At 68.8% G+C, this 23,946-nt stretch carries 24 protein-coding genes; 14 read left to right on the top strand and 10 right to left on the bottom strand.

The features are described 5' to 3' along the window. Window positions 1-46 precede the first annotated feature (46 nt). The 4 genes from WH5701_RS09430 (at window position 47) to rlmN (ending at window position 7,338) form a co-directional block, all read left to right on the top strand. Window positions 47-1,951, top strand: a complete 1,905-nt coding sequence (locus tag WH5701_RS09430) for a DNA-directed RNA polymerase subunit gamma (protein ID WP_006172018.1) — start codon at window positions 47-49, stop codon at window positions 1,949-1,951. Between the two features lie 79 nt (window positions 1,952-2,030). Beyond that, window positions 2,031-6,092: a DNA-directed RNA polymerase subunit beta' gene (locus WH5701_RS09425; protein WP_006172017.1), complete on the top strand. Its 4,062-nt coding sequence runs from the start codon at window positions 2,031-2,033 to the stop codon at window positions 6,090-6,092. Between the two features lie 5 nt (window positions 6,093-6,097). Next, window positions 6,098-6,253, top strand: coding sequence for a hypothetical protein (locus WH5701_RS09420; protein WP_006172016.1), 156 nt, complete (start codon window positions 6,098-6,100; stop codon window positions 6,251-6,253). Continuing rightward, a complete protein-coding gene (rlmN, locus tag WH5701_RS09415) occupies window positions 6,250-7,338 on the top strand; it encodes a 23S rRNA (adenine(2503)-C(2))-methyltransferase RlmN (RefSeq protein ID WP_006172015.1) in 1,089 nt (362 codons plus the stop codon). Before WH5701_RS09420 ends, rlmN begins: the two co-directional genes overlap by 4 nt. Before the next feature lie 34 nt (window positions 7,339-7,372). Here the strand turns inward: rlmN and WH5701_RS09410 are convergent, their stop codons facing one another. Continuing rightward, window positions 7,373-8,677 (bottom strand): MFS transporter, encoded by a 1,305-nt coding sequence (locus WH5701_RS09410; protein ID WP_232201818.1) that lies wholly within the window; start codon window positions 8,675-8,677, stop codon window positions 7,373-7,375. An 81-nt stretch (window positions 8,678-8,758) separates the two neighbouring features. On the opposite strand from WH5701_RS09410, the gene WH5701_RS18615 reads away from it, so the two are divergent. Genes WH5701_RS18615 through WH5701_RS09385 form a run of 6 tightly spaced genes read left to right on the top strand, consistent with a single transcriptional unit; the run spans window position 8,759 to window position 11,995 of the window. Continuing rightward, the gene (locus WH5701_RS18615) at window positions 8,759-8,884 is read left to right on the top strand and encodes a hypothetical protein (protein ID WP_006172013.1); all 126 of its coding nucleotides are present in this window, start codon (window positions 8,759-8,761) and stop codon (window positions 8,882-8,884) included. Window positions 8,885-8,889: 5 nt separating this feature from the next. Then, entirely contained in the window at window positions 8,890-9,714 is an 825-nt protein-coding gene (locus WH5701_RS09405) for a HEAT repeat domain-containing protein (RefSeq protein WP_006172012.1), read from the top strand. 60 nt (window positions 9,715-9,774) lie between these two features. Next, on the top strand, window positions 9,775-9,987 hold the full coding sequence (locus WH5701_RS09400) for a DUF2997 domain-containing protein (RefSeq protein ID WP_006172011.1): 213 nt from the start codon (window positions 9,775-9,777) through the stop codon (window positions 9,985-9,987). A 28-nt stretch (window positions 9,988-10,015) separates the two neighbouring features. Further along, window positions 10,016-10,408: a DUF1257 domain-containing protein gene (locus WH5701_RS09395; RefSeq protein ID WP_006172010.1), complete on the top strand. Its 393-nt coding sequence runs from the start codon at window positions 10,016-10,018 to the stop codon at window positions 10,406-10,408. Beyond that, window positions 10,401-10,790, top strand: coding sequence for a ferredoxin (locus WH5701_RS09390; protein ID WP_006172009.1), 390 nt, complete (start codon window positions 10,401-10,403; stop codon window positions 10,788-10,790). The genes WH5701_RS09395 and WH5701_RS09390 overlap by 8 nt, the downstream gene beginning before the upstream one ends. Next, complete coding sequence (locus WH5701_RS09385) at window positions 10,787-11,995, top strand: aldo/keto reductase (protein WP_006172008.1); 1,209 nt, start codon at window positions 10,787-10,789, stop codon at window positions 11,993-11,995. Before WH5701_RS09390 ends, WH5701_RS09385 begins: the two co-directional genes overlap by 4 nt. A gap of 6 nt (window positions 11,996-12,001) precedes the next feature. Here WH5701_RS09385 and WH5701_RS09380 read toward each other — a convergent pair whose 3' ends face one another. Beyond that, the gene (locus WH5701_RS09380) at window positions 12,002-12,736 is read right to left on the bottom strand and encodes a 16S rRNA (guanine(527)-N(7))-methyltransferase RsmG (protein ID WP_006172007.1); all 735 of its coding nucleotides are present in this window, start codon (window positions 12,734-12,736) and stop codon (window positions 12,002-12,004) included. Between the two features lie 56 nt (window positions 12,737-12,792). On the opposite strand from WH5701_RS09380, the gene WH5701_RS09375 reads away from it, so the two are divergent. Beyond that, window positions 12,793-13,377 carry a J domain-containing protein gene (locus WH5701_RS09375; protein WP_037980852.1) on the top strand — a complete coding sequence of 195 codons (585 nt, stop codon included), beginning with the start codon at window positions 12,793-12,795 and terminating at the stop codon, window positions 13,375-13,377. Then, the gene (locus tag WH5701_RS09370) at window positions 13,304-13,570 is read left to right on the top strand and encodes a DUF3143 domain-containing protein (protein WP_006172005.1); all 267 of its coding nucleotides are present in this window, start codon (window positions 13,304-13,306) and stop codon (window positions 13,568-13,570) included. The genes WH5701_RS09375 and WH5701_RS09370 overlap by 74 nt, the downstream gene beginning before the upstream one ends. A 25-nt stretch (window positions 13,571-13,595) precedes the next feature. On the opposite strand, the gene bioA is transcribed toward WH5701_RS09370, so the two are convergent. The 6 genes from bioA to WH5701_RS09345 are packed head-to-tail and all read right to left on the bottom strand — an operon-like array spanning window position 13,596 to window position 18,392. Beyond that, the gene (gene bioA, locus WH5701_RS09365; protein WP_006172004.1) at window positions 13,596-14,864 is read right to left on the bottom strand and encodes an adenosylmethionine--8-amino-7-oxononanoate transaminase; all 1,269 of its coding nucleotides are present in this window, start codon (window positions 14,862-14,864) and stop codon (window positions 13,596-13,598) included. A 19-nt stretch (window positions 14,865-14,883) separates the two neighbouring features. Then, entirely contained in the window at window positions 14,884-15,039 is a 156-nt protein-coding gene (locus WH5701_RS18040; RefSeq protein ID WP_006172003.1) for a hypothetical protein, read from the bottom strand. Next, window positions 15,036-15,674, bottom strand: coding sequence for a dethiobiotin synthase (gene bioD / locus WH5701_RS09360; RefSeq protein ID WP_006172002.1), 639 nt, complete (start codon window positions 15,672-15,674; stop codon window positions 15,036-15,038). The genes WH5701_RS18040 and bioD overlap by 4 nt, the downstream gene beginning before the upstream one ends. After that, window positions 15,671-16,501, bottom strand: coding sequence for a methyltransferase (locus WH5701_RS09355; RefSeq protein ID WP_006172001.1), 831 nt, complete (start codon window positions 16,499-16,501; stop codon window positions 15,671-15,673). The genes bioD and WH5701_RS09355 overlap by 4 nt, the downstream gene beginning before the upstream one ends. Continuing rightward, a complete protein-coding gene (locus WH5701_RS09350) occupies window positions 16,501-17,199 on the bottom strand; it encodes a hypothetical protein (RefSeq protein ID WP_006172000.1) in 699 nt (232 codons plus the stop codon). Before WH5701_RS09350 ends, WH5701_RS09355 begins: the two co-directional genes overlap by 1 nt. Beyond that, complete coding sequence (locus tag WH5701_RS09345) at window positions 17,196-18,392, bottom strand: aminotransferase class I/II-fold pyridoxal phosphate-dependent enzyme (protein ID WP_006171999.1); 1,197 nt, start codon at window positions 18,390-18,392, stop codon at window positions 17,196-17,198. Before WH5701_RS09345 ends, WH5701_RS09350 begins: the two co-directional genes overlap by 4 nt. 69 nt (window positions 18,393-18,461) lie before the next feature. On the opposite strand from WH5701_RS09345, the gene WH5701_RS09340 reads away from it, so the two are divergent. Continuing rightward, window positions 18,462-21,308 (top strand): RNA helicase, encoded by a 2,847-nt coding sequence (locus WH5701_RS09340; protein WP_006171998.1) that lies wholly within the window; start codon window positions 18,462-18,464, stop codon window positions 21,306-21,308. Window positions 21,309-21,353: 45 nt separating this feature from the next. On the opposite strand, the gene purB is transcribed toward WH5701_RS09340, so the two are convergent. Then, on the bottom strand, window positions 21,354-22,649 hold the full coding sequence (purB, locus tag WH5701_RS09335) for an adenylosuccinate lyase (protein ID WP_006171997.1): 1,296 nt from the start codon (window positions 22,647-22,649) through the stop codon (window positions 21,354-21,356). Between the two features lie 56 nt (window positions 22,650-22,705). On the opposite strand from purB, the gene WH5701_RS09330 reads away from it, so the two are divergent. After that, window positions 22,706-23,527, top strand: coding sequence for a TlyA family RNA methyltransferase (locus WH5701_RS09330; RefSeq protein WP_006171996.1), 822 nt, complete (start codon window positions 22,706-22,708; stop codon window positions 23,525-23,527). A gap of 75 nt (window positions 23,528-23,602) precedes the next feature. Here WH5701_RS09330 and WH5701_RS09325 read toward each other — a convergent pair whose 3' ends face one another. Beyond that, window positions 23,603-23,941 (bottom strand): P-II family nitrogen regulator, encoded by a 339-nt coding sequence (locus WH5701_RS09325; RefSeq protein WP_006171995.1) that lies wholly within the window; start codon window positions 23,939-23,941, stop codon window positions 23,603-23,605. Window positions 23,942-23,946 lie beyond the last annotated feature (5 nt).

Genomic DNA, 23,946 nt, shown 5'->3' with positions numbered 1-23,946 from the left:
GCCCTGAGTTTCACCGTTTCACTCGACGTCCGCGCGCCCTTCGGCCATGACCAACAGCAACTCCCGCACCGAGAATCACTTCGACTACGTCAAGATCACTCTGGCTTCGCCGGAGCGGATCATGCAGTGGGGACAGCGCACCCTGCCCAATGGTCAGGTGGTCGGTGAGGTGACCAAGCCCGAAACGATCAACTACCGCACCCTCAAGCCCGAGATGGACGGGCTCTTCTGCGAGAAGATCTTCGGCCCCTCCAAGGACTGGGAATGCCATTGCGGTAAGTACAAGCGGGTGCGTCACCGTGGCATCGTCTGCGAACGCTGCGGGGTTGAGGTCACCGAGAGCCGGGTGCGGCGTCACCGCATGGGCTTCATCAAGCTGGCGGCTCCGGTGTCCCACGTCTGGTACCTGAAGGGGATCCCCAGCTACGTGGCGATCCTGCTTGACATGCCCCTGCGGGATGTGGAGCAGATCGTTTACTTCAACTGCTACGTGGTGCTCGAGCCGGGGGACCACAAGGACCTCACCTACAAGCAACTCCTCACCGAAGACGAGTGGCTGGAGATCGAGGATCAGATCTACGCCGAAGACTCGGAGATCGAGAATGAGCCCGAAGTGGGCATCGGCGCCGAGGCGCTCAAGCGCCTGCTCGAAGACCTCAACCTCACCGAGATTGCCGAGCAGCTGCGCGAGGATATCGCCGGCAGCAAGGGTCAGAAGCGGGCGAAGCTGATCAAGCGTCTGCGCGTGATCGATAACTTCATCGCCACCGATGCCCGCCCCGACTGGATGGTGCTCGATGCCATCCCGGTGATCCCCCCCGACCTGCGCCCGATGGTGCAGCTCGATGGCGGCCGCTTCGCCACCAGCGATCTCAACGACCTCTACCGCCGGGTGATCAACCGCAACAACCGCCTGGCGCGGCTGCAGGAGATCCTTGCTCCCGAGATCATCGTCCGCAACGAAAAGCGGATGCTGCAGGAGGCTGTGGATGCCCTGATCGACAACGGACGCCGCGGCCGAACTGTGGTCGGTGCCAACAACCGTCCGCTCAAGTCGCTCAGCGACATCATCGAGGGCAAGCAGGGCCGCTTCCGGCAGAACCTTCTGGGCAAGCGGGTCGACTACTCCGGTCGTTCCGTGATCGTGGTGGGCCCCAAGCTGAAAATGCACCAGTGCGGCCTGCCCAAGGAAATGGCGATCGAGCTGTTCCAGCCGTTCGTGATTCACAGGCTGATCCGCCAGAACATCGTCAACAACATCAAGGCCGCCAAGAAGCTGATTCAGCGGGCTGATGACGAGGTGATGCAGGTGCTGCAGGAAGTGATCGAAGGCCACCCGATCATGCTCAACCGGGCACCTACGCTGCACCGGCTCGGCATCCAGGCTTTCGAGCCGAAGTTGGTGGATGGCCGTGCCATCCAGCTCCACCCCCTGGTCTGCCCCGCCTTCAACGCCGACTTCGACGGTGACCAGATGGCCGTGCACGTGCCCCTGGCCATCGAGGCCCAGACCGAGGCGCGCATGCTGATGCTGGCGAGCAACAACATTCTTTCGCCGGCCACCGGTGAGCCGATCATCACCCCGTCTCAGGACATGGTGCTGGGCATTTACTACCTCACCGCAGTGGATCGCAAGGAGAGCATGCCCAGCTTCGGCGACCGCAGCCGCACCTTCGCTGGCCTCAACGACGTGATCAACGCCTTTGAGGAGCGCCATCTTGACCTGCACCAGTGGGTCTGGGTTCGCTTCAGCGGCGAGGTCGACGATGAAGACGAGGCTGAAGCCCCCCTGCATGAGGAGATCCTCAGCGATGGCACCCGCATCGAGCAGTGGAAGTACCGCCGCGACCGCTTCGACGAAGACGGTGCCCTGATCACCCGTTACCTGCTCACAACCGTCGGCCGGGTGGTGATGAACAGAACGATCATCGACGCGGTGGCCGCCACCTGAGCTGACCTGCTGCAGCACGTCGTCGTCTTCACCTGGTGTTCCAGGTTTTCTTCTTCGGTCTTCTTTTTCGCTCGCCGCCATGACCACCACCCCCTCCAAGCCCAATTCCCAGGACCGCCGCGCTCCCCTGAGCAAGGAACCGCCGCGTTTCCGCAACCGGGAGATCGACAAGAAGGCTCTGCGCAATCTCGTGGCCTGGGCGTACAAGCACCACGGCACCGCTGCCACGGCCTCCATGGCCGACGACCTCAAGGATCTGGGCTTCCACTACGCCACCCAGGCCGCGGTCTCGATCTCCGTGGAAGACCTGCGCATTCCCTTCGAGAAGGCTCGTCTGCTCGAGGAAGCCGAGCAGCAGATCACCGACACCGAAGAGCGCTACCGACTGGGGGAAATCACCGAGGTGGAGCGGCACACCAAAGTGATCGACACCTGGACCGAAACCAATGAGCGGCTGGTGGAGGAGGTCAAGAAGAACTTCAACGAGAACGATCCGCTCAACTCGGTCTGGATGATGGCCAACTCGGGCGCCAGGGGCAACATGTCCCAGGTGCGTCAGCTGGTGGGCATGCGCGGTCTGATGGCCAACCCCCAGGGGGAGATCATCGACCTGCCGATCCGCACCAACTTCCGCGAGGGCCTCACGGTCACGGAATACGTGATCTCCTCCTACGGCGCCCGCAAGGGTCTCGTGGACACGGCCCTTCGTACCGCCGACTCGGGCTACCTCACCCGCCGGCTGGTGGACGTGGCCCAGGATGTGATCGTGCGGGAGGACGACTGCGGCACCACCCGAGGCATCCCCATCCATGCCGATGAGAAGGGCCGTTTCTTCGCCAAACTCGTGGGTCGTCTGGCGGGTGAGCCCGTGCATGGCTCCGACGGAACCCTGCTGGTCGATCGCGACGGCCAGATCGACAACGAGCTCTCCCGGCTGATCGAGGCCGCTGGCGTCAAGACCGTCGTCGTGCGCTCCCCCCTCACCTGCGAGGCCGCCCGCTCGGTCTGTCGCAAATGCTATGGCTGGGCCCTGGCCCACAACCAGCTGGTGGATCTGGGCGAAGCGGTGGGAATCATCGCTGCCCAGTCGATCGGTGAGCCCGGCACCCAGCTGACGATGCGCACCTTCCACACCGGTGGTGTGTCCACAGCCGAAACGGGCGTGGTGCGTTCTTCTGTGGCCGGAACCGTTGAATTCGGTCCCAAGGCACGGGTTCGCTCCCACCGCACCTCCCACGGGGTTGAAGCCCAGCTCTCCGAAACCGATTTCACCCTTTCGGTGAAGCCCAGCGGCAAGGGCAAGATCCAGAAGCTCGATATCACCTCCGGTTCGGTGCTGTTCGTCGCCAATGGTGATGAGGTGCCGTCCGACATGGTGCTGGCCCAGATCTCCGCTGGCGCCGCGGTCAAGAAGAGCGTGGAGAAGGCCACCAAGGATGTGATATGCGACCTGGCGGGTCAGGTGCGCTACGAAGAGGTGATTCAGCCCCGCGAGTCGACCGACCGCCAGGGCAACATCACCCTCAAGGCCCAGCGCCTCGGGCGTCTCTGGGTGCTGGCGGGAGATGTCTACAACCTGCCCCCCAACGCCCAACCCGTGGTCAAGGGCAACACCGCCGTCACCACCGGTGAGGTGCTGGCGGAGAGCCGTCTGGTGAGCGAGCACGGTGGTTCGGTGCGCTTGCGCGATTCCACCGGCGATTCCCGCGAAGTGCAGATCGTCACCGCCAGCCTCACGCTCAAGGACTGCAAGCTGGTGGGTGAATCCACCCATTCCGGTGAGATCTGGCACCTGGAGGGCAAGGACAACATCCGCTACCTGCTCAAGACCCAGCCGGGCAGCAAGATCGGCAGTGGTGAGGTGATCGCCGAGCTGGCCGATGACCGCTTCCGGACTCAGACCGGTGGTCTGATCAAGTACGCCCCAGGCCTCTCGATCAAAAAAGCCCGCTCCGCCAAGAATGGCTACGAGGTGTCCAAGGGCGGAACAGTGCTCTGGATTCCCCAGGAAACCCACGAGATCAACAAGGACATCTCCCTGTTGATGATCGAAGACGGCCAGTGGATCGAGGCCGGCACGGAGGTGGTCAAGGACATCTTCAGCCAGACCGCCGGGATCGTGACCGTGACCCAGAAGAACGACATCCTGCGCGAGATCATCGTGCGCTCGGGAACACTGCATCTCGTCAGCGACGCCAAGATCCACGCCCGCTACAGCGACGATGGTCGCCTGCACAATCCCGGCGAAGAGATCGCTCCCGGCCTGGTGCCTGAGGCCATGGTCTATGTCGAAGCCGTCGACACCCCCGAAGGCGGCGCCCTGTTGTTGCGTCCGGTGGAGGAATACCCCATCCCTGACCAGGCGCACCTGCCCGAGCTGGGCAGCGTCAAACAGAACGGCGGCCCCTCCCTCGGGCTCAAGGCCACCCAGCGACTCACCTTCAAGGACGGTGAACTGATCAAGTCGGTGGATGGGGTCGAGCTGCTGCGCACCCAGCTGATCCTCGACACCTTCGACACCACCCCCCAGATGACGGTGGATGTGGAGGCTGTCCCCGACAGGCGGGCCAAGACGATCGAGCGCCTGCAACTGGTGATTCTCGAAACCCTGCTGGTTCGTCGCGACACCCTCTCCGATGCCAGCCACGGCTCCACCCACACCGAGTTGCAGGTGGAGGACGGCACCAGCGTCAAGAGCGGCGATGTGGTCGCCACCACCCAGATCCTCTGCAAGGAAGACGGCGTGGTGCAACTTCCCGATCCCGTGGAAGGGGAACCGGTGCGGCGCCTGATCGTCGAGCGTGATGGCGACACCCGTGATCTCGACATCGGCAGCGCCGAGCTGGCCGTGAGCGTGGGCCAGCGTCTGGTCGACGGTGAGCCCCTTGCCAGCGGCATCGAGGCCCCCTGCTGCGGTCAGGTGGAAGCCATCGACGGCAGCCTGATCACCATTCGACTGGGCCGTCCTTACATGGTCTCTCCGGATTCGGTGCTGCACGTGCGCGACGGCGAACTCGTTCAGCGCGGGGATGCCCTGGCGCTGCTGGTGTTCGAGCGCCAGAAGACCGGTGACATCGTCCAGGGTCTGCCCCGGATCGAAGAGCTGCTCGAAGCCCGTCGGCCGCGGGAATCCGCGGTGCTCTGCCGCAAACCCGGCACCGTCACCATCAAGCTGGGCGAAGACGACGACTCCGTCACCGTCTCCGTGATCGAGCACGACGACATCAGCACCGACTACCCGATCCTGCTCGGGCGCAACGTGATGGTGAACGACGGCCAGCAGGTCACGGCCGGTGAAATGCTCACCGACGGTCCGATCAATCCCCACGAACTGCTGGAGTGCTATTTCGAGGACCTCAGGGACCGCAAGCCCTCCATGGAAGCGGCCCAGGAAGCCATCTCCAAGCTGCAGTTCCGCATGGTGCAGGAGGTGCAGAACGTCTACAAATCCCAGGGGGTCACCATCGATGACAAGCACATCGAGGTGATCGTGCGCCAGATGACCAGCAAGGTGCGCATCGAGGATGCCGGTGACACCACCCTGCTGCCCGGTGAGCTGATCGAGCTGCGCCAGGTGGAGCAGGTCAACCAGGCGATGGCCATCACCGGTGGCGCCCCCGCCGAGTTCACGCCGGTGCTGCTGGGCATCACCAAGGCCTCGCTCAACACCGACAGCTTCATCTCCGCCGCCAGCTTCCAGGAGACCACCCGGGTGCTCACCGAAGCGGCGATCGAGGGCAAGAGCGACTGGCTGCGCGGTCTCAAGGAGAACGTGATCATCGGCCGCCTGATCCCTGCCGGCACCGGCTTCGGTGGCTTCGAGGAGGAACTGCGCGCTGAAGCCGGTCCCCACCCCGACATCCTCGATGAGGAGGCCGGCAGCTACCGCCGCGTGGCCAATCTCCGCCCGGACTACACCGTGGAGATGCCCGCCGCGGCCCCTGTCACCAAGGCGGTGCTTGAGGATCCTTCCGAGGACGAGCTCGATGCGGTCCGCAGCAAGCGGGGCATCGAGGCGGCCGCCAGCTCCTTCGCGGCCTTTGCCAGGCCCACCCAGGAGGAAGGCCTGGAGGAAGAGCTCATCCCCGATCCCGCGGCCGTTGAGGGTCTGCAGGAAGAGGGTCTACTCACGGAGGACTGATTCCCTTGCTGGACCCCACGCTTGTCCCGAAGCGGCGCCTGCCCCGCTTCGGCTTTCACACCCACACCGAACGGCTCAACGGCCGTTTGGCCATGCTCGGTTTCATCGCTCTGGTGGCGGTGGAGCGCTGGCTCGGCCATGGGCTGCTGATCTGGTCGTGATCTTCGCCGCGCCCTCGCCCCAGGCCGTGCCCCTGCTGGGCCTGGGCCTGGGCGAGTTGGAGGCGTGGGCTGTCAGCCAGGGGCAACCCGCTTTTCGTGGCCGTCAGCTCCACGACTGGATCTATGCCAAGGGGGCGCGCCGCCTGGCTGACATCAGCGTGCTGCCCAAAGCGTGGCGCGAGAGCCTCACTGCTGAGGCGGACCCCGCCGGCTCCGATGCACTCGGCCGCTCCAGGGAACTGCAGCGCAGTGTGGCCAGCGATGGCACCACCAAGTTGCTGCTGGGGACCGCCGATGGCCTCAGCCTCGAAACCGTGGGCATTCCCTCCCGCGATCGCCTTACGGTCTGCGTCTCGAGTCAGGTGGGCTGCCCGATGGCCTGCCGCTTCTGCGCCACCGGCAAGGGCGGCCTGCAGCGCTCCCTGGCAGTGCACGAGATCGTCGATCAGGTGCTGTGCGTGCGCGAGGTGATGGAGCGCCGCCCCAGCCATGTGGTGTTCATGGGCATGGGCGAACCGCTGCTCACGATCGATTCCGTGCTGGGGGCCATTCACTGTCTCTGCACCGACCTGGGCATGGCCCAGCGCCAGATCACGGTGAGCACCGTGGGGGTGCCCAGCACCCTGCCCAGCCTGGCCGAGCTTGCCCTGGAGAGGCTTGGCCGCGCCCAGTTCACCCTGGCGGTGAGCCTGCATGCCCCCGATCAGGGCCTGCGGGAGCAGCTGATCCCCACGGCCCACGCCTATCCGCTGGAGGCGCTGCTCGACGACTGCCGCCGCTACGTGGAGATCACCGGCCGGCGGGTGAGCTTCGAGTACATCCTCCTGGGGGGCCTCAACGACCACCCCCGCCAGGCGGCGGCCCTGGCGGCGCTGTTGCGCGGGTTCCAGAGCCACGTGAACCTGATCCCCTACAACCCGATCGAGGAGGAAGACTTCCAGCGTCCCAGCCCTGAGCGGGTTGAGGCCTTCCGGCGGGCCTTGCTGGAGCGGCATGTGGCCGTGAGCGTGCGAGCCAGCCGCGGTCTCGACGAGGATGCCGCCTGCGGTCAGCTCAGGCGGCGGGCGGCGGCGGCATCACTCTGACCAGCGTCGAGCCTGGGTTTGCCCGACGGTCGCCTCAGGTGGGGTCTTTCGCCGGATCAAAGGCGCCGCGGGGGCCGGCACCGTTCCAGGGGGTCAGTCGCAGCATCAGCAGGAAGGCCGGCAGTGCCGCCGCCACCGTGAACAGGAAAAAGCTGCTCCAACCCACCCGTTCGGCCACCAGCCCGGCCGGAGCGGCCAGGATTGAGCGGCTCAGGGCATAGACCCCGGAGAGCAGGGCGTATTGGGTGGCCGAGAACCTCGGGTTGCAGAGGCTCATCAGCAAGGCCACGAACACCGCTCCCACCATGCCGCCGCCGATGTTCTCCATCCCTACGGCCAGCACCAGTGCGGTCTGGCCGCCACCGAACTGGGCCAGGGCCCAATAGGAGAGGTTGCCGATCGCTCCGATCAGGGCGAACAGCCAGAGCGAGCGGTTCATGCCCAGACGGCTGAACAGCACCCCGCCGAGCACCGTGCCGATCATCGTGGCGGCGATGCCCCAGCCCCCCTGCACCGCCCCGATCAGCCCGGGACTGAACCCCTGCTGAATCAGGAAGGGAACGGCCATCAGGCTGAGCAGGCCATCGGGCCAGCGGTAGAGCAGAACCAGCAGAAGCAACAACGCGGCTCGCCCGAAACCGGTGCGACGCAGGAAATCACGTGCCGGGCCCACCACCGCCTGCCGCAGGCTGGTGACGGGATGCTCGATCGGTGCCAGCCGCGGAGCCGCCAGGGTGAACGGGACCACCGCCAGCAGCAGCGCGGCCGAGGCCAGGAACGCTGCTGGCCAGCCGTAGCGGCCCGCCAGCAGAAAGCCGCCCGCCCCGATCGCCAGCATGGCTCCCCGATAGCCCATGGCCGAAGCGGCCGCTCCGCCGCCTCGCTCCGCCGGCGGGAGCAGGTCGGTTCGGTAGGCGTCGACCGCAATGTCCTGGGTGGCGCTGCAGACCGCCAGCAGCACCGCCATCACGCCGATGGCGGTCAGGTTGGCGGCGTCCGTGCCGGGTCGCAGCAGGGCCATGGCCGCAATCACGCCCACCAGGGTGATCTGCAGCAGCAGCAGCCAGCCCCGCCGGCGGTCGGGCCAGGGCAGCGGCCAGCGGTCGAGGGCCGGCGCCCAGAACATCTTCAGGGTGTAAGGCAGTTCCGCCAGGCCGAGCAGACCGATCAGACTCAGGGGCACATTGCTGGCGGCCAGCCATCCCTGCAGCAGCTTGCTGCCCACCATGTAAGGGGTGCCGCTGGCCACCCCCTGGGCCGTCACCGCCACCAGGCGTTGGCGGGGAGCGGAGGTCGCCTCGGCTGCTGCCATGCGCTCGCTGGCTGGTTCGGATGCCAAGGGCCGGACACGACTGGGCGAACCCTACGGAAGTCCGTTGACCCCAGCGTTCAGAATGGGGGCACCTCCCAGACCTGTGCCGTGTCGTTCTTCCGCTCCACCTTGCTGCCGGCCGCGATCGTGGTGCTGTTCGGTCTGGCGTTGTTCGCGGTGAGTGCCAGGATCTGGCTGCCGGGTGACATGGCCGCCCCCGCTCCGATCGGCTGAGGGCCATGACCGACCAAGCCAACCCCGATCCAGGCGGTACCCCGCCCCCCTACGCCTACGGTCCGGCCGAGCTGGCCTTCGACCCGGAAATGCTGGCTGGCGAGCTGGCCCAGGAGCTGTTGGGGGATCCGCTCGAAGACCTCGATGCGCTCGAGCCCGCCGAGGCCGACATCGCCGCGGAATGTGACCTGGGACTGGAGTGGCTCAAGGGAGGCCATGACCAGCGCATGCAGGGGCTGCGCATTTTCTGTGAACACCGCGACCCCCGGGCGATTCCGCTGCTGTTGCCCCTGCTGGAGGCCACCTGCCCGATCCTGCGCATGAGCGCGGTCTATGCCCTGGGCCGCAATCCCGATCCGCGCGCGGTGGCGCCGTTGCTGGCCCTGCTGCAGGACGACAGCAACGGCTACGTGCGCAAAGCGGTGGCCTGGAGCCTGGGCAATTACGCCGAGTCGCCGGTGCTCAACCCGCTGATCCGGGCCCTGCAGAACGACATCGCCGCGGTGAGGTTGTGGGCGGCGGGGTCCCTGGCGGATGTGGGCGGCACGGGGGCGGCCAAGGCCGATCAGGCCGCCGCCCAGTTGCTGGTGAGCCTGCGCATCGATTCCGAGCCGGTGGTGCGCAGCAACAGCGCCTGGTCGCTCGGGCGCCTCTACGACCACCTGGTGGATCCGCGCCAGGGGGAACTGGTGGAAACGCTGGTGGCGGTGATGCTCCAGGACGGCGATTCCACGGTGCGGGACGAGGCACGGGTGGCTCTGGAACAGCTGGAGAGTCCGGCGGTGCTGGAGCGGCTGCAGACCCTGGTGGAAGACGGCCTGATCCGCTGAAGCGGCCTCCGGCAGCGGCAGGGGAAGCTGGTTAACATTTGCCCACCTGAGTGAGCCTGGATGGCCCAGACCACCATCCGCTTCCGCATTCGCCCCGATGGGCGAGTGGAGGAGCTTGTGGAAGGCGTCCAGGGTTCAGCCTGCGAGCAGCTCACCGAGCGGATCGAGAACCAGCTCGGTTCGCTGCAGCAGCGCCGCTCCACCTCCGAGGCCTTCCTGGCCGCGGCTCAGGCCGTCACCCCCTCTGTGAGCGTGCACCAGCGTTCCGCCTGAGTTTCACCCGTACCCTTCGGCCGCTTCGATGTCCCACTTCAGCACCGTCAAGACCGAACTGCGCGACCGCGCGGCCCTGCTGGAGGCCCTGCGGGACCTCGGCCACGAACCCGAGCTGGGAGAGCGGCCGGTGCGTGGGTACCGCGGCCAGACCGTGCTCGCCGATGTGGCCCTCATCCGCAACGACGGCTGCGACATCGGTTTTCGCTGGAATGCCGAATCCGGCAGCTATGAGCTCGTCACCGACCTGGAGCTGTGGAAGCAGCCGATTCCGGTGGAGCGTTTCCTTGCCCAGATCACCCAGCGCTATGCCTTGCGCCAGGTCCTGGCGGCCTCGGCCCAGGAGGGCTTCCAGGTGAGCGAGCAGACCTCAAGCCTGGATGGCTCGATCGAACTGGTGGTGACCCGCTGGGATGGCTGAGGTCGATCCCTCCCTGGCCTTCGCGGCACCTGCCCGCTCCAGGGAGCAACCCAGCGGCCATGAGCCGCTGCTGGGGGGCAGTCTGCGCCAGCAGGCCGTCTGGGTTGATGAGGCCGTCTGCATCGGCTGCCGCTATTGCGCCCATGTGGCGGGCAACACCTTCCTGGTGGAGCCGGTCTGGGGGCGTTCCCGGGCGATCCGCCAGGACGGCGACAGCACCGAAACCATTCAGGAGGCGATCGACACCTGTCCGGTCGATTGCATCCACTGGGTGCCCTACGAAGACGTGCCCCAACTGGATGAGCGCCTGCGCTCCCAGGAGCTGCTGCCCCTGGGCTATCCGAGCCAATCCCGGGTTCAACGCACCTTGCCTCGGCCTTGACAGGCGCGCTGCCCTGCCGTCGCTTCGGGCGCACGGATCTGGCCATGCCGGTGCTGTCGCTGGGGGGGATGCGCTATCAGCAGAGCTGGAGCGATCTGCCGGCCGCTGAGATCACGGCCCAGAGCCAGGCCAACCTGCGCGCCACCCTGGAGAAGGCCGTGGCCGCCGGGTTCCATCACATCGAAACCGCCCGCCATTACGGAACGTCCGAGCGGCAACTGGGTGATCTGCTGCGGGAGGTGCCCGATCCCCGGCGCATTCTCCAGACCAAGGTGCCGCCCCATGAGGATCCCGCCCAGTTCGAGGCGGATCTGGAGCTGAGCTTTGAGCGGCTGCGCATCGAGCGGCTCGATCTGCTCGGCATCCATGGCCTCAACCTGCCCGAGCATCTGGAGCAGACCCTGCGGCCCGGCGGCTGCCTCGACGTGGTGCGGCGCTGGCAGGCTCAGGGCCGCATCGGCCATGTGGGCTTCTCCACCCACGCGCCCCTGCCGCTGATCCTCGAGGCGATCGCCAGCGATGCCTTCGACTACATCAACCTGCACTGGTACTACATCCGCCAGGACAATCGCCCGGCCCTTGAGGCCGCCCGCCGTCACGACATGGGCGTGTTCGTGATCAGCCCCACCGACAAGGGCGGCCACCTGCACACCCCCTCCGAGCGGATCAGTGAGCTGTGCGCGCCGCTGCACCCGATTGAGTTCAACGACCTGTTCTGCCTGCGCGAGGCGGCGATCCACACGATCAGCGTGGGCGCCGCCGGCCCAGCTGATCTCGACCTGCACCTGCAGGCGGTGGCGCGCCTGCCCGAGGCCGAGTGCTGGCTGGCCCCGGTGCAGGAGCGGCTGGAGCACGCCAGGCTCGAGGCCCTCGGCGCCCGCTGGCTCGAGAGCTGGAGTGATGGTCTGCCCGCCTGGGAGGCCACCCCTGGAGGGCTGAACCTGCCGGTGCTGCTCTGGCTGCACAACCTCCTGGAGGCCTGGGACCTGGAGGGGTATGCCCGCGCCCGCTATGGCCTCCTGGGCCAGGGGAGCCACTGGTTTCCCGGCGCCAATGCCGAGGCCCTCGACCGGGAGGTGAGCGAAGCCGACCTGCTGGCGGTGCTGACGGCCAGCCCCTGGGCCGAGCAGATTCCGGCGCTGCTGCGGAGCCTGCGCGAGCGCCTGGGGGGCACCAGCGTCCGTCGGCTGATGGCGGCTGAGTGATCGGGCTCAGGCCAGGGGCTGCTTGGCGGGCAGACCCACGGCCCTGGGGTAGATGGCCGGGCAGGGGGCGCTCGGCTTGAGCACCACCGCGTGGCGTACGCCCCGTCCGGCCGGCAGGTCGATCCGCTCCACCCGCTCCACTTCGGCGCGCAGGCTGGTGGCGGCCCGCTCCAGGCAGGCCAGATCCTCTGGGCTCCACTGGCCTCGGTAGAGCAGGGCCCGGCCGCTGCTGTTGAGCAGGGGCACCAGATATTCCGCCACCACCGGGGCTGCGGCCACGGCCCGGGCCATGGCCCAGTCCTGGCGGCCGCGGCAGCTGCGGGCCTGACCGGTGGCCTCCGCCCGCTCCCAGCGCACCTGCACCCGCTCGCCCAGCCCCAGGCTGGCGGCCATGGCCTTCACCGCCTCCGCCTTGCGCCCGACGGAATCCACCAGGGTGAGGCGGGCGGCCGGCAGGGCGATCGCCAGGGCCAGCCCGGGGAAGCCGCCGCCTGTGCCCACATCGAGGCAGCGCAAGGGCTGAGATGGGGTGTTGAGCTGGTCGCGCCAGGGCCAGAGGCTGTCGTACACCTGGGCGATCCAGTAGTCGTCGCCATCGACCAGACGGGTGAGGTTGAGGCGGGCGTTCCAGTGGCGCAGTTGCTGCTGCAACGCCGTCAACAGCTGCAGCTGCTCGGGGGTGGGCTCCCAGCCCAGGCTGTCCCAGAGGCCAGCCGGAACCGGATCGGCGGGGGCCGTCATCACTGCAGCACCGTTGGTGGAGCTCTCTAGGATCACCCAACCATGGCGCGTGGTTGGTGGCAGGCGGCGAGCACCCGGTCACGGGCCCATCCCTCTATGGCCTGCTCGGTCTGCCGAGTACGGCCACGCCCCAGGACCTGCGGCAGGCGTTTCGCTCCCTCAGCAAGCTGTATCACCCCGACACCACCACCCTGCCGCTGGCCGAGGCCCAGGACCAGTTCCGCCGGCTGCAGGAGGCCTATCTGGTGCTGGGCGACCCTCAGCGGCGCTCCGCCTACGACAGCCAGCTGCGCCTGGCCCTGCTGCAGCGCGTTGAGGCTCTCAGCCCACCGGCTGATGAGCTGCGTCGCCCCGTTTCCGTGCGGCGGGCGTTTTCGGGGGGGGAATGGTTCGCGCTGATGCTGCTGGCCCTCGCCCTGCTCTTCAGCCTGGCACTGGGGCTGGGCCTGGCCTGGTGGCGCGGGGTGGAGCTGGTCACCCAGCCCCCGCTCAGCACTCCGATCAGCGCTCCGGCCAGTGATCCGATCGAGCGGCACACTGAAGGCTCCACCGCAGGCCTGCCCGGGGATGAGCTCCTTACCGCCCCTTCAGACGCCCCTCTACAACCACCCGCTGCCGGCGCTGGAGCAGTGGCTGAATGATCTGGGCGCCTGCCGGGACCACGCCGAGCCCTGCCTCTGGGACCTGAAGCAGCCCTCCTGGAGTGCCCGCATCGAGCTGGAGGTGGAGGAACTGAAGGTGAGCTGGGAGCAGGACGGCAGCGTCACGGTGCGCCTGTTCCCCTACGGCCTCAGCCGCGCTGATGTGGAATCGGCGATCCTGGCGGGCCCCTGAGGCACGGGCTTCCGCGCAGCGAGCCTCAGCTGAGCTGATCGAGGCCTGAGCGGATCACCGTGTAGCAGTGCTGCAGCTGGCGGTCGCTGAGGCAGAGCGGCGGCAACAGGTAGACCACATGGCCCAGGGGCCGCAGGAACACCCCGGCCTCGAGGGCGTGGCGCTGCAGCTGGCGGCCGGCGGGATGGAGATAGCCGGGCCGCTCCACCGCCAGGTCGAAGGCGGCGATGGTGCCGCACAGCCGCGGCCGCTGCACCAGGGGGTGGCCTGACAGGGCCTGCAGATGGGGCCGGTGGCGGGCCTCGAAGCCTTCGTGGAGCGCGGGCTGGTGCAGAAGCAGATCCAGACTGGCGTTGGCGGCGGCGCAGCCGAGCGGATTGGCCGTGAAGCTGTGGCCGTGATACAGGGTGTGGCTGGGGTCGTCGCTGATGAAGCCCCGGTAGATCCGCTCGCTCGCCAGGGTGACGCCCATCGGCAGGAAGCCACCGGTGAGGCCCTTGGAGAGGGCCATCAGATCGGGGCGGATGCCGGCCCGCCCGCAGGCGAAGAGAGCACCGGTGCGACCGAAGCCGGTCATCACCTCATCGGCGATCAACAGGGCGCCGGCCTGACGCACCCGCTGCTCCAGCTCACGCAGGAAGCGCTCGCGCACCATCGCCATGCCGCTGGCCCCCTGCACCAGCGGCTCGAGGATCACCGCGGCGGTGGGCAGCTCCAGCAGCCGCTCCAGGGCCGCCAGGGCCTCGGCTTCCTTGACCTCCACGTCTGGATCGTCCCACCAGGTGGCGGGCCAGGGGGCGCGGGCCACCGGCGAGAGCAGGGGTTCGAACGGGGCGGAGAAGAGGGAGCGCTCCCCCAGGGCCATGGCCCCGAAGGTGTCGCCGTGATAGGCCCCCTCGAAGGCGATCAGCTGACGCCGCTCGGAGCCCTGATTGCGCCACCACTGCCAGGCCATCTTCAGGGCCACCTCCACGGCGGTGGAGCCGTCGTCGGAGAAGAAGAGCCGCTCCAGCCCGGAGGCGGCGCTGAGCCGCTCGGCCAGACGCTCGGCGGGGGGATGGCGGAAGTTGGCGAAGATCACCTGCTCAAGCCGCAGGGCCTGCTCCGCCACGGCAGCGGCGATGCTGGGCTCGCCATGGCCGTGCAGGGTGACCCACCAGCTGCTGATGGCATCGATCAGCTCACGGCCGTCGTCGAGTTCGAGCACGGCGCCGCGGCCGGCCACCGCCCTCAGGGGGGGATCGGCCCGGGCCACCTGGGTGGTGGGGTGCCAGAGATGGGGATGCCAGCTCAAGGGTTGGCCGGTGGCTGAATCAGCGGCACCGCTTCTCCAGGCGGGCCGTTTCGGAGGCCCAGGGTCCGCAGTTGAACCAGTGCACCATCCCGAGCTCCACATCGGTGAAGAGCACCAGAATGCCGCCGCAGAGCAGGGCCACCGATGCACTGACCAGCAGATTGCCTCGTGTCATCGGGCCAGATTACGGGCCAGGCCGCTGGCCTGCCAGTGCTCGGCGAGGGCCTGGCGATCAAGCCGGGGCAGGGGGGGCAGGCAGGCCAGCACCGGCGCCCCGGTCATGGCCTCCAGGGTGCGGGGGTTGTCGGGGTGGAGGGGGCCGTTGAGCACCAGGCCCAGCAGGGGGATGCCCCTGGTGCGCAGGGCTTCCACCGAGAGCAGAGTGTGGTTGAGGGTGCCCAGGCCGCTGCGGGCCACCAGCAGCACCGGCAGGCCCCAGCGCCGGATCTGATCGATCTGGAGGCTGTCGAGGCGCAGGGGCACCAGCAGGCCGCCGGCGGTTTCCACCACCAGCGGACCCCTGACCAGGGGCAGTGCCAGCCGCTCCAGCTCGATCGGCCGCTGCTCCAGCTCCGCGGCCCAGTGGGGTGAGACCGGATGGTTGAAGCGGTAGGCCTCCGGCAGGAGGCGCAAGGCGGCTTCGGCGGGGGTGAGCCCGAGCATGGCCGCGACCCTGGCCGTGTCGCCCCCCTCCTCCAGGCCGCACTGCACCGGCTTCCAGTAGTGCGCTCCAAGCCCCTGCACCAGCAGGGCGCTCACCACGGTCTTGCCCACATCGGTGTCGGTGCCGCAGACCACCAGGCGTGTCAAGGCTTCAGCTCCATTGAGGGTTGATGGCCGAGCAGCAGCAGCACCTCCCAGCTCAGGCGCTTGTGTCCGTCGCTTTCGCGGGGCCAGTGGCTCTCCAGCCGCCGCCAGGCCCCCACCCCCAGGGGTGCGGCGGTGGTGCTGCCGGCACCCACGGCCCCGATGGGCCGCAGCAGGGCCCGGCCACTGGGGCCGCTCTGGCTGAAGCGCAGGGTCGTGGCCAAGCGCAGCTCAAGGGATTGGGCGGCCACGGCCAGCAAGCGGGACCGCTCGGGCAGGGCCAGGGCGGTGCAGGGCACGCCGGCGGCGGCGGCCGCCTGGCGCCACTGCGGGAAGCTGCCGGCGGTGGGAACGGCCAGCCCCAGCCAGCCGCCCGGCGCCAGGGCCTCACACCACTGGCGCAGGCTGGCGGCGGGATCCTCCAGCCAGTGCAGCGCGAAGCTCGACACCAGCAGCGCTGCCCTGGTCAGGCCCGCGGGCAGGCCGTCGTTGAGGTCCCAGAGGAGCTGGGGCGCTGAAGCACCAGGCGAGACCAGGCCAGCCCGGGCGCGGCCTTGGCGGGCGTCCTGCTCCAGCAGGGCCGCGCAGGCATCGAGGCGCAGCAGGCTCAAGCCGGGGCGTTGCTGCTCCAGGGCGCTGCTGAGCAGCCCGGTGCCGGCCCCCAGATCCGCCATCGGGCCGGCTGGGAGGGGCAGGTTGCGGCAATGGCGGGCCAGCCGCCAGGCCACGGCCCGCTGCAGGCTGGCGGCGGCGTCGTAGTGGCGGGCACGGCGGCTGAAGGCCAGCCGCACCCGCTGGGCCATCGAGGGGGCTGAGCGGAGCAGGAGCATCAGCAGCCGGCCTCCAGCCAGTTCAGGACCGGCTCCACCAGATCGGTGCCCAGCAGGCTGTGACCGGCGCCGGCCAGGGGCCAGCGCTCAGCGGCCGGCAGGGCTTCGCCCAGGGCCGCTCGGCTCTCGGGGGCCACGATGTGATCGTCGCCGGCCTCAACGATCAGGCTGCGGGCGCCGGTGGGAAAGGCGGGAGGCACGGCGCTGCACTGCTCCAGCAGGAGCAGATCCTGGCGCAACCGCTCCATCCCTTCGGCCGGCATCACCCCGGACGAGGGCCCCGCCGGCAGCAGCTCCACCGGCGCCGGGGCGGCGGCCTCCCGCAGGAAGTCGTTGAGCATGGCGGCGCTGTCGCCGGCCTCCAGGCGCCGGCCCATGCCGCCCAGGGCCTGGCGCCAGCGCCGGCCCCTGGGCCCGGCGGGCACGAAGCGCCCAAAGCTGGCCAGCAGCACCACCGCCTGCGCCGCCGCCAGCACCTCTGCCGGCAGCAGGTGCAGCCCGAGGGAATGCACGATCACGGCTCTGGGGCCGCCCTGCTCCGGCCAGTGGGGCGTATGGGGGGGCAGCTGGCCGTAGCCCCGTTCTCCGCTCTGCCAGCTCCAGCCACGGCGGGTCGCGGCCTGCTGCCAGGGGCGCCAGGCCCGGCTGTCGCCGGCCCAGCCGTGCATGGCGATCAGCTCCAGGGGACGACGGTTCATGGGGCGGGGGCGTGGGGCCAGGCGGCCAGGGCGTGGAGCAGGCGATCGAGGCTGCCGTGGGGCAGGTCGCGGCGCAGCACCAGCCGCAGGCGCGCCGTTCCCGCCGGCACCGTGGGTGGGCGGATCGCGACCCCCAGCAAGCCGGCCTGCTCCAGATGGCCCTGCAGGTGGAGGGCCAGGGCGTTATCGCCCACGTGCAGCGGCAAGATCGGACCCTCGCCGGGCGGGCGCCGCCAACCCGCGGCCTCGAGGCCATCCCGCCAGCGCCGGGCCCGCCGCAGCAGGGCTTCGCCCTGGCCGGGATCAGCCTGGAGCTGCTCCAGGGCCGCTTCGGCCGTGGCCGCCAGCGGCGGGGCCAGGGCGGTGGTGTAGCGAAAGGCGCCGGAGCTCTGCAGCAGCCACTCGCCCACGGGGTCATCGGCGGCGAGGAAGGCCCCGCCGGCGCCGAAGGCCTTGCCGAAGGTGCCGCTGACCAGGCTCACCCCCGCCAGGCCCCAGGCCAGGCCGCGGCCACCGGGGCCGAGCAGCCCGAGAGCGTGGGCTTCATCCAGCAGCAGCAGGGCGCCGAACTCCTGGCAGGCCGCGGCGATGCCGGCCAGGTCGGGGCTGGTGCCCTCCATGCTGAACAGGCTTTCGCTCACCACCAGCCGGCGCCGGTCCGGCTCGCTGCGGGCTCCGCGCTCCAGCAGGCGGCGCAGGTCGGAGAGATCGTTGTGACGAAAGCGGCGCAGGCGGGCGCCGCTGGCCTGGATCCCCACCAGCAGGGAGTGGTGGATCAGCCGGTCGGCGATCACCTCGCTGTGGCGGTCGGCCAGGGCCAGCACCGCGGCCAGGTTGGCCTGAAAGCCGCTGGGGAAGAGCAGCACCCGCTCGCGCCCCAGCCACTGGGCGAGGGCCGCCTCGAGGCTGACGTGGCAGGGGCGCGTGCCGCTCACCAGCCGTGATCCGCCGGAGCCCACCCCTTCGCTCTGGATCACGGCCATGGCCGCCGCCTTCAGGCTGGGGTGGGCGCTGAGCCCGAGGTAGTCGTTGCTGGCGAGATCAAGCAGGGGCCCCTGGGCTGGGCCGGTCTCGCCATCGCCTGGCAGCAGGGTGGCGTCGGGGCCGGGGCGGAACGTGCTCAGCCGCCGCTGCCGCTGCTGGGGCACCCGGCGGAGGGCCTGCTGAATCGAATCGAGCGGATCACGGGCCACGCGGAAGGCACCGCCAGGGCAGTTGCACTCGCACCACTCTGCTCGCTGGGCAGCCCATAAGATTGGGTGATGCAAACCGCCGGTTCCGACGCTCCTCCTGATCCGGCGGCGGTCGCAGCGGCGGTGAAGGATCTGGCCGTGGGCCCCAGTGAGGTGCCGCCCCTCGATCAGCTCTTCCCTTTTCCGCTCGATCCCTTCCAGCTGGAGGCGATCGATGCCCTCAACCAGGGCCATTCGGTGGTGGTGAGCGCCCCCACCGGCTCCGGCAAAACGCTGGTGGGCGAATACGCCATTCACCGGGCCCTGGCCCATGGCCAGAAGGTGTTCTACACCACGCCGCTGAAGGCCCTCTCCAACCAGAAACTGCGCGATTTCCGCGAGCAGTTCGGGGCCGAACGGGTGGGGCTGATGACCGGCGATCTGAGCGTCAACCGCGAGGCGCCGATCGTGGTGATGACCACCGAGATCTTCCGCAACATGCTCTACGCGGAGGTGGATCGCGGCGACGATCCCCTCGCCGATGTGGAAGCGGTGGTGCTCGATGAGTGCCACTACATGAACGACTCCCAGCGCGGCACCGTGTGGGAAGAATCGATCATCCACTGCCCACCGCCGGTGCAGCTGGTGGCCCTCTCGGCCACGGTGGCCAACGCCGGGCAGCTCACCGACTGGATCGAGCGGGTGCATGGGCCCACCACCCTGGTGGTGAGCGATCACCGGCCGGTGCCGCTGGCCTTCAGTTTCTGCAGCGCCAAGGGCCTGCACCCCTTGCTCAACGATCAGGGAACGGGCCTGCACCCCAACTGCAAGGTGTGGCGGGCGCCCAAGGGGGAGAGGCGCAAGGGCAGGAGCCCGAAGCCGCCCCAGCCGGAGGCGGCGCCGCTGCCCTTCGTGGTGGCCCAGATGGCCGAGCGCGACATGCTGCCCGCCATCTATTTCATCTTCAGCCGCCGTGCCTGCGACAAGGCGGTGCGTGACCTGGGCCGCGTCTGTCTGGTGAACGAGGCGGAGCAGGCGCTGATCGTGGCCCGGCTCGATGCCTTCGTGGCCGCCACCCCGGAAGCGGTGCGCGAGGGCGGCCACGCCGAGGCCCTCACCCGTGGCATCGCCGCTCACCATGCCGGCGTGCTGCCGGCCTGGAAGGAACTGATCGAGGAGCTGTTCCAGCAGGGGTTGATCAAGGTGGTGTTCGCCACCGAAACCCTGGCGGCGGGCATCAACATGCCGGCGCGCACCACGGTGATCTCCGCTCTCTCGAAGCGCACCGAGCGGGGCCACCGGCCGCTGATGGGCAGTGAGTTCCTGCAGATGGCCGGCCGGGCCGGACGGCGCGGGCTGGATGTGCAGGGCTACGTGGTCACGGTGCAGAGCCGCTTCGAGGGGGTGCGCGAGGCGGGACAACTGGCCACCAGCCCCGCCGATCCGCTGGTGAGCCAGTTCACCCCCAGCTACGGGATGGTGCTGAACCTGCTGCAGCGCTACGACCTGGCCAAGGCCAAACAGCTGGTGGAGCGCAGTTTCGGGCGCTATCTGGCCACCCTGGATCTGGTGGAGGACGAAACCAACATCGCCTCCCTGCGCGCCCAGCTGGCTCAGCTGGCGGGTCCCACTGCCGACATCCCCTGGGACGACTTCGAGGCCTACGAGAAGCAGCGGGAGCGGCTGCGGGAGGAGCGGCGCATCCAGCGTATCCTGCAGCAACAGGCTGAGGAAACCCTGGCCCATGAACTCACCCTGGCGCTGCAGTTCGCCAGTGAGGGCACTCTGGTGAGCCTGAAGGCCCCCCAGCTGCGGGGCCGGGTGACCCCGGCGGTGATCGTGGCCAAGCAGAAGGGCTCCGGTCAGTTCCCGCTGCTGCTCTGCCTCACTGATGAGAACGTCTGGATCCTGGTGCCCTGCCATGGGGTGGTGAGCCTCCATGCCGAGCTGAGCTGCCTGCAGGTGGACTCGATCGCGGCACCCCACCTGGAGCATGCCGGGGAGATTCGCCATGGCGACAATGCCAGCGGTGGCCTGGCCCTGGCGGTGGCTTCGATGGCCCGCCGCCACGACATGCACACCCCTCAGTACGACCTGGCGGGGGAGGTGCGCAGCCAGGCGGAGCTGGTGCAGCAGCTGGAGGAGGAGCTGGAGCAGCATCCCGCCCACCGCTGGGGCGACCGACGCCAGCTCAAGAAGCAGCGGCGGCGGATGGAGGAACTGGGCGAGGAGATCGAGGAGCGCCAGAGGCTGCTGCACCACCGCGCCAACCGCCACTGGGACACCTTCCTGGCCCTGATCGAGATCCTGCGCGCCTTCGGTGCCCTGGCGGGAGCGGATGGCCTGGAGCCCACCGAGGTGGGCCGCACCGTGGCCGCCCTGCGCGGCGACAACGAACTCTGGCTGGGCCTGGCCCTGATGAGCGGCCACCTCGACGAGCTCAATCCGGCGGAGCTGGCGGCGGTGTTCGAGGCGATCAGCACCGAGGTGAACCGCCCCGACCTCTGGAGCGGTTTCCCGCCGCCACCGCGCTCGGAGGAGGCCCTGCACGACCTGAGCGGTCTGCGCCGGGAGCTGCTGCGCCACCAGGAGCGGGCCCATGTGGTGGTGCCGGCCTGGTGGGAGCCCGAGCTGATGGGACTGGTCCATGCCTGGGCCCGCGGCAGCAGCTGGAACGACGTGATCGCCAACACCTCCCTCGATGAAGGCGACATCGTGCGCATCCTGCGCCGCACCGTCGATCTGCTCGCCCAGGTGCCCTATGCCGAAGCGATCAGCGAGCAGCTGCGCAGCAATGCCCGCAAGGCGCTTCAGGCGATCAACCGCTTCCCGGTGTCGGAATTCATTGATCTGCGCGCCGAAGTCGCTCCCGTCTCGCCGCCCGCTCCTGCCACCCCGGCCATGGAGCGCCCAGCAGCAGCACCCCAAACGGCCTGATCACGGAGCCTTCTCAAGCGGAGCGGGAGTGCAAATCCAGCAGGCTCAGATCCCCAGCCGCTCCCAGATCACCTCCAGCTGGGCGCGGTGCAGGTCGCTGGAGAAGCAGGCGTCGAGCTGAGCGCTGTTGAGCCGTGTGCTCACCTCGGGGTCGGCGGCCAGGTTGGCGCGGAAGTCGCCCCCCTCGCGGTTCCAGGCGTCGTGGGCGTGGCGCTGCACGATCCGGTAGGCGTCTTCGCGGCTGAGGCCGCTCTCCACCAGGGCCAGCAGCACCCGCTGGCTGAACACCACCCCGCCATACACATTCAGGTTGCGGCTCATGTTCTCGGGGTACACCCCAAGCCCCTTCACCACCGCCGTCATCTCCCGCAGCATGAAGTGCAGCGTGCAGGAGCAGTCGGGCAGCATCATCCGCTCCACCGAGCTGTGGCTGATGTCGCGCTCGTGCCAGAGGGCCACGTTCTCCAGGGCCGCGATTGTGTAGCTGCGCAGCACCCGTGCCAGGCCACTGATCCGCTCGCTGCGGATCGGATTGCGCTTGTGGGGCATGGCGGAGCTTCCCTTCTGACCCTTGGCGAAGTTCTCCTCCACCTCCAGCACATCGGTGCGCTGCAGATTGCGGATCTCGGTGGAGAACCGCTCCAGCGAGGTGCCCACCAGCGCCAAAGTCTGCACGTATTCGGCGTGGCGGTCACGGCCGATCACCTGGGTGCTGGCGGTGTCGGGCTCCAGGCCCAGGCTGGCGCAGGTGAGGGCCTCCACCTCGGGGTCGGTGTTGGCGTAGGTGCCCATGGCCCCGCTCACCTGACCCACCGCCACCACCTGGGCCAGCCGCTCCAGCCGTTCCCGGTTGCGCTCCGTTTCCGCCAGCCAGCCCGCCACCTTGAAGCCGAAGGTGATCGGCTCGCCATGGATGGCATGGGAGCGGCCGATCATCACCGTGTCCTTGTGCTCAGCCGCCAGGGTCCGCAGCGCGGCCGCCAGCTGATCGAGCTCCAGCCGCAGCGCCGCCACCGATGCCTTGAGCTGCAGGGCCAGGCCCGTGTCGAGCACATCCGAGCTGGTCATGCCCACGTGGATGTACCGGCCCGCATCGCCCACGTGCTCGTTCACGTTGGTGAGGAAGGCGATCACGTCGTGGCGCACCTCCGCCTCGATCTCCAGGATGCGCGGCACCTCGAAGCGGGCCCGCTCCCGGATCTCAGCCATGGCCTCCTGGGGCACCCGGCCCAGCTGGCAATTGGCCTCGGTGGCGGCGATCTCCACATCCAGCCAGCTCTGGAACTTCGCCTCCTCGCTCCAGAGGCGGCCCATCTCGGGCAGGGTGTAACGCTCGATCAAGGCCAGCGCGTGGCAACGTCCTGGTCAATCTATGGGTCGACCCCAACGGGATCCCGATGGCAGGCAAGCAGAGGCTCGATCAGCATCTGGTGGCGCTGGGCCTGGCCGCCAGCCGTCAGCAGGCGCAGCAGTTGATCCGTGCCGGTCGGGTGCGCAGCGGCGACCGGGTGCTCGACAAGCCCGGCCAGGAGGTGGCTCCGGAGCTGGTGCCCGAAGTGGAGCAGCCGCCCCGTTTCGTCTCCCGCGGCGGTGAGAAACTGGTGGCGGCCCTGGAGACCTTCCCGCTGCAGGTGCAGGGGCGCGTCTGCCTCGATGGCGGCATCTCCACTGGCGGCTTCAGCGACTGCCTGCTCCAGCACGGGGCTGAGCGGGTGTACGGCATCGATGTGGGCTACGGCCAGACCGCCTGGAGCCTGCGCACCGACCCGCGGGTGGTGCTGCGCGAGCGCACCAACCTGCGCCGCCTCACCCCCGAGCAGCTCTATGGCCCCGATGACCCCTGGCCCGACCTGGCCGTGGCCGACGTCTCGTTCATCTCCCTGGCCCTGGTGCTACCGGCCCTGCGCGCCCTGCTTCGGCCCAGCGGCGCCGAGGCCGTGCTGCTGGTGAAGCCCCAGTTCGAGGTGGGCCGCGAGCGGGTGGGCAAAGGCGGTGTGGTGCGCGACCCAGTCGCCCATGCCGAGGCCATCACGGCGGTGATCGCCGCGGCCGCAGCGCTTGACCTCTGGCCCTGGGGCCTGATCGCCTCGCCGCTCACCGGCCCCGCCGGCAACCACGAATACCTGCTCTGGCTGCGCTCGGAGCCCGCACCAGCTGATGCGCCGGTCACGGCCGAGTCGATCCGCGCGCTGGTGAGCTGCACCCTCTCGGCTGGTTGAGCGCAACCAAGCTGGCTGAGCACAAAAAAGCCGGAGACCCATGGGATCACCGGCTGCTGAGCTGGACCGAAACGATCAGATCGCGGTGCTGTCGCGGTCGCCGGTGCGGATGCGGATGACGGTGCCCACGGAGCTGATGAAGATCTTGCCGTCGCCGATCTCGCCGGTGCGGGCCGCGTCCTGGATGGCGGTCACCACGGTGTCCACCCGGTCGTCGTCGACCACCACTTCGAGCTTGAGTTTCTGCAGGAATTCCACAGTGAATTCAGACCCCCGGTAGCGCTCCACCTGACCTTTCTGCCTGCCGAAGCCGCGCACTTCACTCACCGTCATGCCAACGATGCCGGCATTCACCAGGGCCACCTTGACATCTTCCAGCTTGAACGGACGAATGATGGCCTCAACTTTTTTCATGGAGT

Source organism: Synechococcus sp. WH 5701, assembly GCF_000153045.1.
Taxonomy (GTDB): Bacteria; Cyanobacteriota; Cyanobacteriia; order PCC-6307; family Cyanobiaceae; genus Regnicoccus_A; species Regnicoccus_A antarcticus.
Note: the sequence above shows the minus strand (reverse complement) of the source record. Positions and strands in the feature narration are given on the sequence as shown.